The sequence below is a fragment of the Bradyrhizobium sp. MI1.10 genome (assembly GCF_055811035.1).
This window is the reverse complement of record NZ_JBVVPN010000001.1, coordinates 420,218-435,082: the sequence shown is the minus strand read 5'-3', so window position 1 is coordinate 435,082 and position 14,865 is coordinate 420,218. Positions and strand designations below refer to the sequence as shown.

Sequence of the window (14,865 nt, the reverse complement as noted above, 5' to 3'; positions counted from 1 at the left end):
CAATTGCTGCGAGAATTACTCACTGCGGAATGATAAACGAGCCGGATAATAAATATTACCAAGTAGTATCAATGCCTTATTACAAAATCCGGTCGAGGCAACAAACACGCCGCCATGCTGCACCTTCGCTGCAGCAAAGCCGCACAAAAAAAGGGCGCCCGGAGGCGCCCTTTGATCATATTGCACCGCAATCAGGTGTTCATCGAGTCGAAGAACTCGGAATTGCTCTTGGTCGAACGCAGCTTGTCGAGCAGGAAGTCGATACCGTCCATCGTCCCCATCGGATTCAGGATGCGGCGGAGTACGTACATCTTCTTCAGGACCACCGGATCGGTGATCAGCTCTTCCTTGCGGGTGCCGGAGCGCGAAATGTCGATCGCCGGGAAGGTCCGCTTGTCCGAAACCTTGCGGTCGAGGATCAGCTCGGAGTTGCCGGTGCCCTTGAACTCTTCGAAGATGACTTCGTCCATGCGGCTGCCGGTATCGACCAGCGCGGTCGCGATGATCGTCAGCGAGCCGCCCTCTTCGATGTTGCGAGCGGCGCCGAAGAACCGCTTCGGCCGCTGCAGCGCGTTGGCATCGACACCGCCGGTCAGCACCTTGCCCGATGACGGCACCACTGTGTTGTAGGCGCGGCCGAGGCGCGTGATGGAGTCGAGCAGGATCACGACGTCGCGGCCATGCTCGACCAGACGCTTGGCCTTCTCGATCACCATCTCGGCGACCTGAACGTGGCGCACCGCCGGCTCGTCGAAGGTCGAGGAGACGACCTCGCCCTTCACCGAGCGCTGCATGTCCGTGACTTCTTCCGGACGTTCGTCGATCAGGAGTACGATCAGATAGCACTCGGGATGATTATGCGCGATCGAGTGCGCGATATTCTGCATCAGCACGGTCTTGCCTGTGCGCGGCGGCGCGACGATCAGCGCGCGCTGGCCCTTGCCGATCGGCGCGACGATGTCGATCACCCTTGCAGAAAGGTCTTTCCGCGTCGGATCGTCGATTTCCATGCGGAAGCGCTGATTCGGAAACAGTGGCGTGAGGTTGTCGAAATTGACCTTGTGCTTGGCCTTTTCCGGGTCCTCGAAATTGAGCGTGTTGACCTTCAGCAACGCGAAATAGCGCTCGCCCTCTTTCGGGCTGCGGATGTGGCCTTCGATGGTGTCGCCGGTGCGCAGGCCAAAACGGCGGATCTGCGAGGGCGAAACGTAGATGTCGTCCGGGCCCGGCAGATAATTCGCATCGGGCGAACGGAGGAAGCCGAAGCCGTCGGAGAGAACCTCGACGACGCCTTCGCCGACGATATCGGTCTCGGCGAGCGCAAGCTGCTTGAGGATGGCGAACAGCAGCTCCTGCTTGCGCATGGTGCTGGCATTCTCGACCCCGTTCTCTTCCGCGAACGAGACGAGCTCGGCCGGCGTCTTCGACTTGAGGTCCTGGAGTTTGATTTCCCGCATTGGGGTGGTCCTGTGGGGTAACCTGGGGAGGGGTGCGAGGAGGCTCTGAAATGCGGACGCGAAAAGGTAAGGTCCGCAGGTCTGGCAAGGAGAGCGCCGGTGAGGCTTCAAACCTGATGGGGTGTCCGGCCTCTGGAAAGCTCAGACACGACCACATCCGCCTGCGTTGGGTGGGATATTGCTAATATAGAAAATCGCCTCTCACTCCGCAAGCAGAAGCACTGAGCGATTGTTCGCGACCCCTGCCTAGAACGGCTTCACGATCACCATGATGACGATCAGAATCATCAGGGCAGTGGGTACCTCGTTGATAATCCGATAAAATTTCTGGCTCCGGGGGCGCCGATCCGCGGCGAAATCCTTCAGCCAGCGCGAAAAAAAGCCGTGGACCGCGGACATCGCGAGGACCAGTGCCAGTTTTACGTGCAGCCAGCCGAAGCTGAACCAATGGCCAGCCCAGGCGAGATAGAGCCCGGCGAGCCAGGTTACGATCATGGCGGGGTTGATGATGGCCTTGAACAGCCGCCGTTCCATGATCTTGAACGTTTCCGACTGCTTCGAGCCGATGTCGGCCTCGCAATGATAAACGAACAGCCGTGGCAGATAGAGCATGCCCGCCATCCAGGAGATGACGGCGATCACATGCAGCGCCTTGATCCAGAGATAGACGTCTTCAAACATGTCTGGGATCCGGATTCCTGCCCAGCCGCGGGGAACGCTGGGGATAGTAAGAACTCGTTAAGGTCTTGCCTGCACACATATCCGTCCGTAGCGCCCTTCTCCAATAAGAATCTTAGATTCTTAAGGTTTGAGTCTATGTGACGGTGAATTGGACTCACACATTTCCGTCCGCCCGTTCACACGCGCTTGTTCACATCCATCAACATATCCCTGATCACTCTGGCCGCCCTCGATAAGGCGGTCAGCTTCAAAGGCTTGCGCGCTTCTGTCGGCAGCTTATCAAGAGGGTTATCGGCACAATCCCGTTTCCCTTTCGACGGGGCGCCGAACTTGTTCTCACGGGCAGTGGTGTGAAGAAAATTGGCACTTGTCCCGCCCCCGGTGTCGCGCATCCCTTTCCGAGGGGTTAAGGTCCACAGAAATCCACAAACCAAACCGGTTTCATACAAAGGGCTTTTGTGCCGACCTCGAACAATTATTTCCATCTGCACCTCGTGTCCGATTCCACCGGTGAGACGCTGATCACGGTCGCGCGGGCCGTTGCCGCCCAGTACGCCAACGTGACCCCGGTCGAGCACGTCTATCCGCTGGTGCGCAGTCAGAAACAGCTCGATCGCGTGCTCGACGAGATCGAGGAAGCGCCGGGAATCGTGCTGTTCACGTTGCTCGAGAAGGATCTGGTCGCCAGGCTCGAGGACAAGTGCAAGGGGATCAATGTTCCGAGCCTGTCGATCATCGGCCCGGTGATGCAATTGTTCGAGGCGTATCTCGGAGCCGCCACGACCGGCCGGGTCGGTGCCCAGCACGTGCTCAACGCCGAATACTTCAAGCGCATCGACGCGCTGAACTACACGATGATCCATGATGACGGTCAGCATGTCGAAGGGCTCGACGACGCGGACGTGGTGCTCGTCGGTGTCTCCCGCACCTCCAAGACCCCGACATCGATCTATCTTGCCAACCGTGGCATCCGCACCGCCAACGTGCCGCTGGTTCCAGGCATTCCGGTGCCGTCGCAACTGGAAACGTTGACGCGACCGCTGGTGGTGAGCTTGCATGCGACGCCGGAACGCTTGATCCAGGTGCGCACGAACCGCCTGCTCTCGATGGGCGCCGATTCCAGCGGCGACACCTACACGGACAAGCAGTCGGTCGCCGAAGAGGTCGCATTTGCCCGCAAACTGAGCGCCAAGCACGATTGGCCGCTGCTCGACGTCACGCGGCGCTCGATCGAGGAAACCGCCGCGGCGATCATGAAGCTCTATAGTGATCGTCAGCGTAACCGGCCTTCTGAATAGTTTTGGGAATAGTTTCGTGATGGGTCTGTGGCTCGGCAAATCCTCATTGATCCTGGCCTCGCAGAGCAGCGCGCGAAAGATGCTGCTGGCCAATGCCGGGCTCGAGTTCAAGGTGATCACGGCTGATATCGACGAGCGCGCGATCCAGGCCGCCTCCGGGCTGTCTGGTCCGCGCGAGATTGCCTTGCTGCTGGCGCGCGAAAAGGCCGAGGCGGTCTCGGCTCATCACGCTGGAAGCACCGTCATCGGTGCGGATCAAACGCTGGCGCTTGGCGATCGCATCTTCAACAAGCCTGCGGGCCGCGCCCAGGCGCTGGCGCAACTGCGCGATCTCTCCGGACACAGCCATGAGCTGAATTCTGCCGTGGCGATAGCACGTAATGGTGAGATCATCTTCGAGGACGTCTCGGTCGCCCGCCTCACCATGCGGCAGATGACCGAGGCCGAACTTTCGACCTATCTCGACATCGCCGGCGATGCCGTCACCACCAGCGTCGGCGGCTATCAGCTCGAAAGCCTGGGGATCCATTTGTTCGAGCGTATCGAGGGCGACCACTTCACCATTCTCGGCTTGCCGCTGCTGCCGCTGCTTGCGTTCCTGCGGCACGAGCGGCTAGTTGCGGTGTGATTGGCAAAGATGGCTGGGCGCTGATGCGAATCTTGGGACTGACCGGCTCGATCGGGATGGGAAAATCCACCACCGCGAAATTATTCGCGGAGGCTGGCGTCCCTGTCTACGATGCCGATGCCGCCGTCCATCAGCTCTATGAGGGCGAGGCTGCGCCCGCGATCGAGGCCGCCTTCCCCGGCACCACCGCGAACGGCAAGGTCGATCGGTCGAAACTGTCGGCGCGTGTGGTGCACGATGCTGCGGCCATCAAGCAGCTGGAGCAGATCGTCCATCCGATGCTGGGCGCTTCCCGCAAAAAATTCTTCGCCGACGCCGAAGCCGCCAAGGCGCCCGTCGTGGTGCTGGACATTCCACTGCTGTTCGAGACTGGGGGCGAGACGCGGGTCGATGCCGTAGTCGTGGTGACGACGTCTCCGGAACTGCAGCGCGAGCGGGTGCTGGCGCGCGGCACGATGGACGAGGCCAAGCTCGACGCCATCATCGCCAAGCAGACACCCGACGCGGAAAAGCGCAGGCGTGCCGATTTCGTGGTGGATACGTCCCACGGACTCGATCCGGTGCGCGCCCAAATCGCGCACATCCTGGCGGAGGTCGTTAAGATGCCGCAGCGGCGCGCCTGATTCGCCGCCTGACACGGCTTCTCAGATCATGCGCGAAATCGTTCTCGACACAGAAACCACCGGCCTCGACCCGCTGCGGGGAGACCGCCTGGTCGAAATCGGCTGCGTCGAGATGCTCAATCGCATGCCGACGGGGCAGAGTTTCCACGTCTACATCAATCCCGAAAGGGACATGCCGGCAGAAGCCTTCGCGGTGCACGGGCTGTCGGCCGAGTTCCTGGCGACAAAGCAGCTGTTTCACGAGGTCGTCGACGATTTTCTGGAGTTCATCGGCGATGCGCCGCTGGTGATCCACAATGCCTCGTTCGACATCAGCTTCATCAATGCCGAGCTCGACCGGATCAAGCGCCCGGCGATCCCGCGTGAGCGGTTGGTCGATACGCTGCTGCTGGCACGGCGTAAGCATCCCGGCGTGTCGAACCGGCTCGACGATCTCTGCTCGCGCTATGCGATCGACAATTCACGCCGCACCAAGCACGGCGCGTTGCTCGACGCCGAGTTGCTTGCGGAAGTCTATGTGGATCTGGTCGGGGCGCGGCAATCGCAGCTGCTGCTGGCCTCGGAATCCGAGGAGACTCGCGCCAACGGGGCTGCTGATGCGCCACGGCGGCAGCGGCCAGCGCCGCTCGCGCCGCGGATTTCAGACGCCGAGCGCGAGGCCCACCGGGCCTTCATCGCAACGCTCGGCGACAAGGCGATCTGGAACGAGTTCTTGCCCGCTCCAGCTGTCGCTTCGGCTGGTTAGGCCTGACCGCTCGGCTGAGCGGCCATTTGCCGCTCCATGTTCTGACGATAGAGGCCGACGAAGTCGACCGGGTCCAGCATCAAAGGCGGGAACCCGCCGTCGCGCACGGCCGTGGCGATGATCTCACGGGCGAACGGGAACAGCAGGCGCGGGCATTCGATCATGACCAGCGGATGCAAATTGTCCTTCGGCACGTTGGAGATGCGGAACACGCCGGCATAAGCGAGCTCGAACGAGAACATGATCTTGCCGGCGGTCTCGGCCTTGCCCTCGACCGACAGGGTCACCTCGAACTCCTGTTCGCTGAGGTTGTTGGCGCTCACATTGATCTGGATGTTGATCTGGGGCGGTTGGCTCTGCTGCTGGAGCGAGCTGGGCGCATTCGGATTTTCGAACGAGAGGTCCTTGGTATATTGCGCCAGGACGTTGAGCTGGGGAGCCTGGGCCGCCTCGGGAGGGGTGCCGTTACCGTTGGTCATAAGAGTGTCTCCTTACCCGATTGGGCTGAATTTCGCGGCGGTTGGCTAACATAGGGCTACCTCGTTCCACAAGGACGAACGGTCCCGGATGGGGAATTCCGGCCACGGCCACAACTGCGGCGTTCATCCCGCCGATCCAGCGCAACTGCGCCTTAAACGATTGAAGATGCGCGATTTCCGGCCAGGATCGGGTTTCCCCTTAAGCATAAAACGCGCTACACTCGGTGCTGTGCCAAAAGGCGCCATTGGCCGGGCAAGATTTCGTGCCTACATCCCACGGACCTGACGCGCGGACCCGAAATGGTGATGTGGACTTGCCGTTCCGGTATGGAACGGTCTACTGGCCGGATCGATTTTCCCGGCACGACGCCTTCGAACGGCCCCTTCTACAGACGACCAGAAAGCGAATACGACGTGGACATCTACACCATCATCTTCCTGGCGCTGGCGGTCTTCATCTTTCTGAGGCTGCGCAGCGTGCTGGGGCAGCGCACCGGCAACGAGCGGCCGCCGTTCGACCGTAACGCGCTCCAGGGTGCCCAGGACAAGAACGTCGTCACCATGCCGGGCAAGGTCATCGACCAGGCTCCGTTGGCGCCGACGGCCGAGCCGGCCCCGCCCTCCGACCGCTGGAAGGGCCTGACCGAGCCGGGCACCGTGCTCGCCCAGGGTCTCGATTCCATCGTCGAAAAGGATTCCACCTTCGATCCGCGCCATTTCATCTCCGGCGCCCGCGGCGCCTATGAGATGATCGTGCTGGCCTTTGCCAATGGCGACCGCCGCGCGCTGCGCGACCTGCTGTCGTCGGAGGTCTATGAAAGCTTCGATGCCGCGATCAAGGAGCGTGAGAAGAACGAGCAGAAGACCGAGACGCGCTTTGTCTCGATCGACAAGGCCGAGCTGGTCGGCGCCGAGCTGCGCGACCGCACCGCCCAGCTCACGATCCGCTTCGTCTCGCAGATGATCTCGGCCACGCGTGACAAGGCCGGCAACATCGTCGATGGCAGCGCCGACACGGTCGCCGACATCACCGACATCTGGACTTTCGCCCGCGACATCACCTCTCGCGATCCGAACTGGAAGCTGGTTGGCACCGGAAGCGCGAATTAAGGCTTTCCTGAAGACCAGCGCGACGGCGCTTTGCGCAGGTGCCGTCGCGCTGTCGTCGTTTTCACTCGGCGCCGAGGCGGCGCGGCGCCACTATCGCAGCCATCACCATCATCTCCCGGAATTGCCTGCCGCGCCGCCGCGCGCCTTGCCGTATCCGCAGCTTCCCCTGCCGTTCGAGATTCCCGGCGCGCAATATCTGCCGCTGGCCTGGGCCGACGTGAAGGGCTGGGGCGACGACAATCATCTCGCCGCCTACCGGACCTTTCGCGCGAGCTGCCGTCCGATCAGCGCCCAGACCGGCGCTCCCGAACCGAAGGCTTTGGGCGCCTCTCTGGCCGAACCCTGCCGGGTCGCCAAATCGCTCGAGCTTACCGACGACGCCAGGGCCAAAACCTTCTTCGAGGAGAATTTTGCGCCGCTGCGGATCTCGCGCCTCGGCGAGCCCGACGGTTTCGTCACCGGCTATTACGAGCCGGTGCTGGAGGGATCGCGCACGCAGACCGACGTCTACAACGTCCCGGTCTATCGCCGTCCCTCGAATCTTTTCGTGCGCGGCTACAAGCAGGATTCGGTCAGCCTGCCCAACAAGGGCCCGGTCTATCGCAAGATCGGCCGCCGCAAGCTGGTCCCCTATTACGACCGCGCCGAGATCGAGGACGGCAAGATCGCCGGCCGCGGACTCGAGATTGCCTGGCTGAAGGACCCGACCGATCTGCTGTTCGCCCAAATCCAGGGCTCGGCGCGGATCAAGTTCGACGATGGCGGCACGGTCCGGCTCAACTACGATGCCTATAACGGCTATCCCTATACAGCGGTCGGTCGCATCCTGATCGAGCGCGGCATCATTCCGAAGGAAGAGATGTCGATGCAGAAGATCAGGGAGTGGATGGCGCAGACACCAGACGGTGCCAAGGAGCTGCGGCGCCAGAACCGCTCCTACATCTTCTTCCGCGAGGTCAATCTGTCCGACAAGGAGGAGGCCGTCGGCGCGCAGGGCATTCCGCTGACGGCCGGCCGCTCGATCGCAGTCGACAAATCGCTCCACGTCTACGGCACGCCGTTTTTCATCGAAGGCGAGTTGCCGATCGATTCCGAACGCGCGAAGACGCCGTTCCATCGGTTGATGATCGCGCAGGACACCGGCTCGGCCATCATCGGTCCGGCGCGCGCCGATCTCTATTTCGGCGCGGGCCAGGAGGCCGGCCGCGTCTCCGGGCGTCTGCGCCATGCTATGCATTTCGTGATGCTGGTGCCGAAGGGTCTCGATCCGACGGCGCGTGCCGCGCGGCTGCCGGTGCCGGACCCGCGGCCGTCGGAGAAGATCGCGAAGCTGTTTCCGCAAACAGAGCCCGCGAAGGACAAGCCGGCGGCAGCCGAGGCGCAAAGCAGGAGCGAGACGGTCGCTGTCGCCGGTCCAGTCCCGCTGCCGGTGCCGCGTCCCGTGATCGAGCCGGTTCAGGAGCCGCGGCGGCCGGTGAAAAATCGTTCCCATCGGCAGCAATGAAGCGATCGTCCCGTCCGCCCGTGCTGGAGCCTCGTCCCTCGCCGCGCCGTCGCGCGCTGAGCGAAGAAGAGCGCGCGCTGTGGGATACGGTCGCAAAGCAGGTCAAGCCGCTGAGGAAGCCTCGTGCGGTGAAGGCGCAAGCTGCGCCGCGCACCGAGCCTTCCCCCGCAGCGCCCCCCACGCGGCCTGCGCCATCACCACGTCCGATTGCCGCTGCCCCGGCACTGCGTGCAGCGAAGCCGGCGGTGCCGCCGCTGGCGCCGCTCGGCAAGCGCGAGCGCACAAAGTTGTCGCGCGGGCGCAGCGAGATCGAGGCGCGGCTCGATCTGCACGGCATGACCCAGATGCGCGCGCATCGCGCACTGACCGGATTTCTGCACCGCGCTCATCATGACGGCCTGACCTTCGTGCTCGTCATCACCGGCAAGGGCCGAAGCGGCGGCGAAAGCGGCGTGCTGCGCCGCCAGGTGCCGGAATGGCTGAGCCTGCCGGAATTCCGGGCTTTTGTGGTCGGCTTTGAGGAAGCCGGTATCGGCCATGGCGGCGAGGGCGCGCTTTACGTGCGGATCAGGCGGGCGAGATTCTAACCGCGGGCTCGCTGCAACCTCTCCCGCGTGCCTTGCGGGTGAGGTTTCGGAGCCCGCGGGACGATCGTCTGCTCCACTATTCTGCTGAAGACGTAGCGACCAACCCATCACTCCCGAATGCTGCACCGCGAACGGAGGACGCCGCTCGCGGCATTCGCCTATTTGACGGCTTCCCTTTTGCCGCGCTTGCCGCTTTCGTTTCGGCCGCTTACACAGTCATGTGAACGTCATATGGCGCTGCTAGCGCAAGCGATCATTTTTGACGGCCCAAGAGAACGGCCAAGGGAGGTTTACTTGATGGCTCTTAGACACTTTGGAGCGGCTGCCGCTATTGCGCTCACGGTTGGACTATCGGCCTCGCCGGCCTTGGCCGCGACCGAAATCCAGTGGTGGCACGCGATGACCGGCGCCAACAATGACGTCATCGTCAAGCTCGCCACCGACTTCAACGCGTCGCAGAGCGACTACAAGGTGATCCCGACCTACAAGGGCAACTACCCCGATACGATGAACGCCGGCATCGCGGCGTTCCGCGCCGGCAACGCGCCGCACATCATGCAGGTGTTCGAAGTCGGCACCGCGACCATGATGGCTGCGACCGGCGCCGTGAAGCCCGTCTACAAGCTTATGGCGGACGCCGGCGAAAAGTTCGATCCCAAGATCTACCTGCCCGCCATCACCGGCTATTATTCGACGTCGAAGGGCGAGATGCTCTCATTCCCCTTCAACTCGTCCTCGACTGTGATGTGGGTGAACCTCGACGAGCTGAAGAAGGCGAACGTCGAGATTCCGAAGACCTGGCCCGAAACGTTCGAGGCCGCCAAGAAGCTGAAGGCTGCCGGTCATGACACCTGCGGCTTCTCGGGCTCCTGGGTCACCTGGGTCAATCTCGAGCAGCTCTCGGCCTGGCACAACGTGCCGCTCGCCAGCAAGGCCAACGGCCTCGACGGCTTCGACACCGTGCTCGAGTTCAACGGACCGCTTCAGGTCAAGCATCTCGAAACCCTGGTCGAGCTGCAGAAGACCAAGACCTATGACTACGCCGGCCGCACCAACACCGGCGAGGGTCGCTTCACCTCCGGCGAATGCCCGATCTACCTGACCTCGTCGGCGTTCTTCGGCAACGTCAAGGCGCAGGCCAAGTTCAACTTCACCGCCGTGCCGATGCCGTATTATCCCGACGTCAAGGGCGCGCCGCAGAACTCGATCATCGGCGGCGCTTCGCTCTGGGTGATGGGCGGCAAGTCGGCCGAGGAATACAAGGGCGTCGCGAAGTTCCTGACCTTCCTCTCGGACACCGATCGCCAGGTCTATATCCACAAGGCCTCGGGCTATCTGCCGATCACCAAGGCGGCCTATGCCAAGGCGAAGGAAGAGGGCTTCTACAAGGATCAGCCCTATCTCGAAACGCCGCTGCTCGAGCTGACCAACAAGGAGCCGACCGAGAACTCGCGCGGTCTGCGCCTCGGCAACATGGTGCAGCTCCGTGACGTCTGGTCGGAAGAGATCGAGCAGGCGCTGGCCGGCAAGAAGACCGCCAAGCAGGCGCTGGATTCCGCCGTCGAGCGCGGCAACACGATGCTGCGGCAGTTCGAAAAGACCGCCGTCAAGTGAGGCAATGAGCGGCAGGCCGCGACCCGGCCTGCCGCTCTGCTGACATCATGCAAAAGCAAGCCATTTTCCAGTCAAGGCTGCTACCGTACGCGCTGGTTGCGCCGCAGCTCGCGATCGTCCTGATTTTCTTCTATTGGCCGGCCCTGCAGGCGGTGATCCAGTCCTTCCTGCTCCAGGACGCCTTCGGTCTGTCGACCACCTTTGTCTGGTTCGAGAATTACATCGAGCTGTTCAAGGACGCGGCCTATTTCGAGGCGATCGTCCGAACGTTCTTCTTCTCGTTCGCGATCGCCGTCTCGTCGCTGTCCTTTGCGCTGCTGCTCGCCGTGATGGCGGACAAGCCGCTGCGTGGCTCGATGCTCTACCGCACGCTCCTGATCTGGCCCTATGCGGTGGCGCCGCCCGTGGTCGGCGTGCTCTGGATCTTCATGCTGCATCCCTCGCTCGGCGTGCTCTCGCGCTATCTGCGCAACATGGGCATCGACTGGAATCCGCTGCTCGACGGCGACCAGGCCGCGGCGCTGATCATCCTCGCCGCCGCGTGGAAGCAAATCTCCTATAATTTCCTGTTCTTCCTCGCAGGCCTGCAAGCGATCCCCAAGAGCGTGTTCGAGGCCGCCGCGATCGACGGCGCCCGTCCGATGCGGCGGTTCTGGACCGTGACTTTCCCGCTGCTATCGCCGACCATCTTCTTCCTGCTGGTGGTCAACATCGTCTACGCCTTCTTCGACACGTTCGGCATCATCGACACTATGACCCGCGGCGGACCCGGAACGTCGACGGTCACGCTGGTCTACAAGGTCTATTCCGACGGCCTGCTTGGCGGCAATCTCGGCAGCTCGGCGGCGCAGTCGGTGATCCTGATGGTCATGGTCATCGTGCTCACCGGAATCCAGTTCCGGTTCGTCGAACGCAAGGTGACCTACTGATGGTCGAGGAAGAGGGCTTCCGGCGCTACATCGCCCATATCATCCTCTGGATCGGGATCGCGATCGTCGCTTTCCCCGTCTACATCGCGTTCGTCGCTTCGACCCAGGACAACGCGCTGATCGCCAACGGACAGATGTCACTGCTGCCGGGCGGTCATTTCTTCGAGGTTTACTACCAGACCATTTTCGTCGGCACGAGCGGATCGACCCGCGAGCCCGTCGGCAACATGATGCTGAACTCGCTGGTGATGGCCTTGCTGATCGCGGTCGGCAAGATCGCAATCTCGATCATCTCGGCCTACGCGATCGTCTATTTCCGCTTTCCGTTCCGGATGCCGATCTTCTGGATCATCTTCATCACGCTGATGCTGCCGGTCGAGGTCCGCATCTATCCGACCTACAAGATCGTCGCAGATCTGCACATGCTCGACAGCTATGCGGGCCTGTCGCTGCCGCTGATCGCCTCGGCCACCGCGACGCTGCTGTTCCGCCAGTTCTTCATGACGGTGCCGGACGAGCTGCTGGAGGCCTCGCGCATCGACGGCGCCGGTCCCCTGCGCTTCTTCTGGGACACGCTGCTGCCGTTGTCGCGCACCAACATGGCGGCGCTGTTCGTGATCCTCTTCATCCTCGGCTGGAATCAATATCTCTGGCCGCTGCTGATCACCACCCGCGACGACATGCAGACCATCCAGGTCGGCATCCGCAAGATGATCACCACCACTGACGCGCTGACCGAATGGCCGATCGTGATGGCGACCGCCGTGCTCGCGATGCTGCCGCCGGTGTTCGTCGTCGTCGTAATGCAGAAATTGTTCGTGCGCGGACTCGTGGAGACGGAAAAGTAAATCCCATGGCTAACGTCACTCTGCGCAACGTCCGCAAAACCTATCCCGGCGGCTTCGAGGCCATCAAGGGCGTCAACGTCGATGTCGGCGACGGCCAGTTCTGCGTGCTGGTCGGTCCTTCCGGCTGCGGCAAGTCGACATTGCTGCGCATGGTCGCGGGCCTCGAGACCGTCACCGGCGGCGAGATCGACATCGGCGGCCGCATCGTCAACCAGATCGAGCCCGCCGACCGCGACATCGCGATGGTGTTCCAGAACTACGCGCTCTATCCGCATATGAGCGTCTTCAACAACATGGCCTACGGCCTGCGCAACCGCGGCATGAAGGAGGCCGAGGTCAAGAGCCGCGTCGACGAAGCCGCGCGCGTGCTCGAACTCACGTCGATGCTGGAGCGCAAGCCGCGCCAGCTCTCCGGCGGCCAGCGCCAGCGTGTCGCCATGGGCCGCGCCATCGTGCGTCAGCCAAAAGTGTTTCTGTTCGACGAGCCGCTGTCCAACCTCGACGCCAAACTCCGCATCGCGATGCGCGTCGAGATCCGCAAATTGCAGCGCCGGCTCAACACCACGTCGATCTACGTCACCCACGACCAGCTCGAGGCGATGACTCTCGCCGACATTCTCGTGGTCATGAATGGCGGTCAGGTCGAGCAGGTCGGCAATCCCCTGGCGATCTACGAAAAGCCGGCCACGACCTTCGTCGCCTCCTTCATCGGCGCGCCGCCGATGAATTTGATGTCGATTCGCGCCGATGAAATCAAATCGCAGCTCGGCAGCACTAACGCCGGCATCCTCGGCATCCGCCCGGAAGACTTCGTGATCACCGACCAGACCCCGGCCGGCGGCGTCACGCTCCCGCTCACCGTGGAAGCGATCGAGCGCGTCGGCGCCGAAACCTTCGTCTACGGCACGCGGGCTCAGGACGAGCAGCGCATCGCTGCCAATCCCGGCGAGCTGCCGCCCGGCGAAGTCATCGTCCGCATCCCCGGCTCAGAGGCGCCGCCGATCGGCGAGAAGATCCGCGTCGCAGCGGTGCGCCAAAAGCTGCATCTGTTCAGCGGCGATGGACGGACGCGGATCGAGCCCTGACCGGGTTCCGCGGAGCCGTCGATTAAATACGGCGAAAACAACCCCATGCACAGTAGAAGGGGGTTTGTTTTCGTTGAGAAAAATCGCGCCGCAATTTCGTCGTGTCGGGCTTGTCGCAGGCGTTTCGCACCATGACGACCAGTCAGCCTTTGTGCATGGCAGGAGCGGGTGAGCCGCCAATCCACAGCCCCCCGCTACGTCCTTGAACCGACACGCGGATATGCCCATATTGCTCATCAAGGGGTGCCTGTACGGGCCCTGATGCACCAAAGTCGCTTCGAGAGGACTTTGTAAACTATGTCTCGTGTTCCCACGCTTTCCAGTCCGTTCCTTCTGGGCTTCGACGAGATCGAGCGCGTGCTCGATCGGGTCGTCAAAGGCGCCGACGGTTACCCTCCCTACAATATCGAGAGGTGCGACCGGTCGGAGGGCCAGCCCGAGCGTTTGCGGATCACGCTGGCGGTTGCCGGATTCACCCGCGACCAACTCGATGTAACCATTGAGGAAAACCAGCTCGTCATTCGCGGGCGGCAGCAGGACGACAAGACCCGGCAATACATCCATCGCGGCATCGCCGCGCGCCACTTCCAGCGCACCTTCGTGCTGGCGGAGGGGATGCTGGTCCTGGGTGCGGATCTGAAGAACGGATTGCTGGCGATCGATCTTGCCCGGCCGGAACCGGAGAGGATCGTTAAGACAATCGCTATCAATGAGCACGAATAATGGAACGAGTAGCGGACTCGACCGCTTAGTTTCTGTGAAGGAGTCGAGACCATGAGTGAAGGTCACGTTGCGTTCGAATACGAAGCCAAGAACGTCTCGCCGGAGACGCTGGCAACCCTCGGCGAAGGCCATATCGCCTATGTGAAGCAGATCCGCTCCGAGGATGTGCCGGGCCTGTTTCCCGAAGCGCCGAAGATCGCGCCGGGCCTCAAGCTCTTCGCGCTCCACGCCGCCGACGGCACGCCGATCATGCTGACCGACAGCCGCGAAGCCGCGATCGCCAACGCCTGGAGCAACGAGTTGCAAGCGGTGAGCGTGCACTGAGCACGCGCACGTCGCATCAATAGGGTTTCAAGCGGGCACGCCTTTGAAGGAAGGCGTGCTCGTTTGTTTTGGACATGCATTTTTCAGAGCCGAATGTACGTCAGATTGGCTCAATCGAGCCGCAGGCCCCTTCGACCTTTGCCCGCTTGCGGAGAGACAGGCGGGAGTTTCCTCCTAGCTGTTTCCGTGATGGTGGCCCGCGAAAGACTTAGCCGAAGAGCGTTGTCACC

The 14,865-nt window shown here is 62.3% G+C and carries 17 protein-coding genes; 13 read left to right on the top strand and 4 right to left on the bottom strand.

What is annotated here, in order from left to right; all coding sequences use genetic code 11:
• Nucleotides 1–191: 191 nt before the first annotated feature.
• The 3 genes from rho to AC0L3K_RS01975 form a co-directional block, all read right to left on the bottom strand.
• A complete protein-coding gene (gene rho, locus AC0L3K_RS01985) occupies nt 192–1,457 on the bottom strand; it encodes a transcription termination factor Rho (RefSeq protein WP_007598612.1) in 1,266 nt (421 codons plus the stop codon).
• A gap of 246 nt (nt 1,458–1,703) precedes the next feature.
• Complete coding sequence (gene hemJ / locus AC0L3K_RS01980; RefSeq protein ID WP_473365422.1) at nt 1,704–2,138, bottom strand: protoporphyrinogen oxidase HemJ; 435 nt, start codon at nt 2,136–2,138, stop codon at nt 1,704–1,706.
• 176 nt (nt 2,139–2,314) lie between these two features.
• Nucleotides 2,315–2,530, bottom strand: a complete 216-nt coding sequence (locus AC0L3K_RS01975) for a hypothetical protein (RefSeq protein ID WP_473365421.1) — start codon at nt 2,528–2,530, stop codon at nt 2,315–2,317.
• 66 nt (nt 2,531–2,596) lie between these two features.
• On the opposite strand from AC0L3K_RS01975, the gene AC0L3K_RS01970 reads away from it, so the two are divergent.
• Genes AC0L3K_RS01970 through dnaQ form a run of 4 tightly spaced genes read left to right on the top strand, consistent with a single transcriptional unit; the run spans nt 2,597 to nt 5,432 of the window.
• Entirely contained in the window at nt 2,597–3,436 is an 840-nt protein-coding gene (locus AC0L3K_RS01970; RefSeq protein WP_007598606.1) for a pyruvate, water dikinase regulatory protein, read from the top strand.
• 19 nt (nt 3,437–3,455) lie between these two features.
• Nucleotides 3,456–4,064, top strand: a complete 609-nt coding sequence (locus AC0L3K_RS01965) for a Maf family protein (protein ID WP_473365438.1) — start codon at nt 3,456–3,458, stop codon at nt 4,062–4,064.
• A 23-nt stretch (nt 4,065–4,087) separates the two neighbouring features.
• Nucleotides 4,088–4,687, top strand: a complete 600-nt coding sequence (gene coaE / locus AC0L3K_RS01960) for a dephospho-CoA kinase (protein WP_007598603.1) — start codon at nt 4,088–4,090, stop codon at nt 4,685–4,687.
• Between the two features lie 28 nt (nt 4,688–4,715).
• Nucleotides 4,716–5,432, top strand: a complete 717-nt coding sequence (gene dnaQ, locus AC0L3K_RS01955; protein WP_007598597.1) for a DNA polymerase III subunit epsilon — start codon at nt 4,716–4,718, stop codon at nt 5,430–5,432.
• Here dnaQ and secB read toward each other — a convergent pair.
• Nucleotides 5,429–5,911 (bottom strand): protein-export chaperone SecB, encoded by a 483-nt coding sequence (secB, locus tag AC0L3K_RS01950; protein WP_007598595.1) that lies wholly within the window; start codon nt 5,909–5,911, stop codon nt 5,429–5,431. The two genes, dnaQ and secB, sit on opposite strands and share 4 nt — an antisense overlap.
• A 414-nt stretch (nt 5,912–6,325) precedes the next feature.
• On the opposite strand from secB, the gene AC0L3K_RS01945 reads away from it, so the two are divergent.
• The 9 genes from AC0L3K_RS01945 (at nt 6,326) to AC0L3K_RS01905 (ending at nt 14,635) form a co-directional block, all read left to right on the top strand.
• Nucleotides 6,326–7,021, top strand: a complete 696-nt coding sequence (locus AC0L3K_RS01945) for a Tim44/TimA family putative adaptor protein (RefSeq protein ID WP_007598593.1) — start codon at nt 6,326–6,328, stop codon at nt 7,019–7,021.
• Nucleotides 6,999–8,525: a murein transglycosylase A gene (gene mltA, locus AC0L3K_RS01940; RefSeq protein WP_007598591.1), complete on the top strand. Its 1,527-nt coding sequence runs from the start codon at nt 6,999–7,001 to the stop codon at nt 8,523–8,525. The genes AC0L3K_RS01945 and mltA overlap by 23 nt, the downstream gene beginning before the upstream one ends.
• The gene (locus tag AC0L3K_RS01935; RefSeq protein WP_007598590.1) at nt 8,522–9,112 is read left to right on the top strand and encodes a Smr/MutS family protein; all 591 of its coding nucleotides are present in this window, start codon (nt 8,522–8,524) and stop codon (nt 9,110–9,112) included. The genes mltA and AC0L3K_RS01935 overlap by 4 nt, the downstream gene beginning before the upstream one ends.
• A 297-nt stretch (nt 9,113–9,409) precedes the next feature.
• Nucleotides 9,410–10,726 (top strand): sn-glycerol-3-phosphate ABC transporter substrate-binding protein UgpB, encoded by a 1,317-nt coding sequence (gene ugpB, locus AC0L3K_RS01930; protein WP_219681901.1) that lies wholly within the window; start codon nt 9,410–9,412, stop codon nt 10,724–10,726.
• Between the two features lie 47 nt (nt 10,727–10,773).
• Complete coding sequence (gene ugpA, locus AC0L3K_RS01925) at nt 10,774–11,655, top strand: sn-glycerol-3-phosphate ABC transporter permease UgpA (RefSeq protein ID WP_354200327.1); 882 nt, start codon at nt 10,774–10,776, stop codon at nt 11,653–11,655.
• Nucleotides 11,655–12,503 carry a sn-glycerol-3-phosphate ABC transporter permease UgpE gene (ugpE, locus tag AC0L3K_RS01920; protein WP_007598587.1) on the top strand — a complete coding sequence of 283 codons (849 nt, stop codon included), beginning with the start codon at nt 11,655–11,657 and terminating at the stop codon, nt 12,501–12,503. The genes ugpA and ugpE overlap by 1 nt, the downstream gene beginning before the upstream one ends.
• 5 nt (nt 12,504–12,508) lie before the next feature.
• The gene (locus AC0L3K_RS01915; protein WP_354200326.1) at nt 12,509–13,588 is read left to right on the top strand and encodes a sn-glycerol-3-phosphate import ATP-binding protein UgpC; all 1,080 of its coding nucleotides are present in this window, start codon (nt 12,509–12,511) and stop codon (nt 13,586–13,588) included.
• Nucleotides 13,589–13,885: 297 nt separating this feature from the next.
• Nucleotides 13,886–14,311, top strand: a complete 426-nt coding sequence (locus tag AC0L3K_RS01910; protein WP_007598583.1) for an Hsp20 family protein — start codon at nt 13,886–13,888, stop codon at nt 14,309–14,311.
• A gap of 51 nt (nt 14,312–14,362) precedes the next feature.
• Entirely contained in the window at nt 14,363–14,635 is a 273-nt protein-coding gene (locus tag AC0L3K_RS01905; protein ID WP_007598581.1) for a BQ00720 family protein, read from the top strand.
• Nucleotides 14,636–14,865 lie beyond the last annotated feature (230 nt).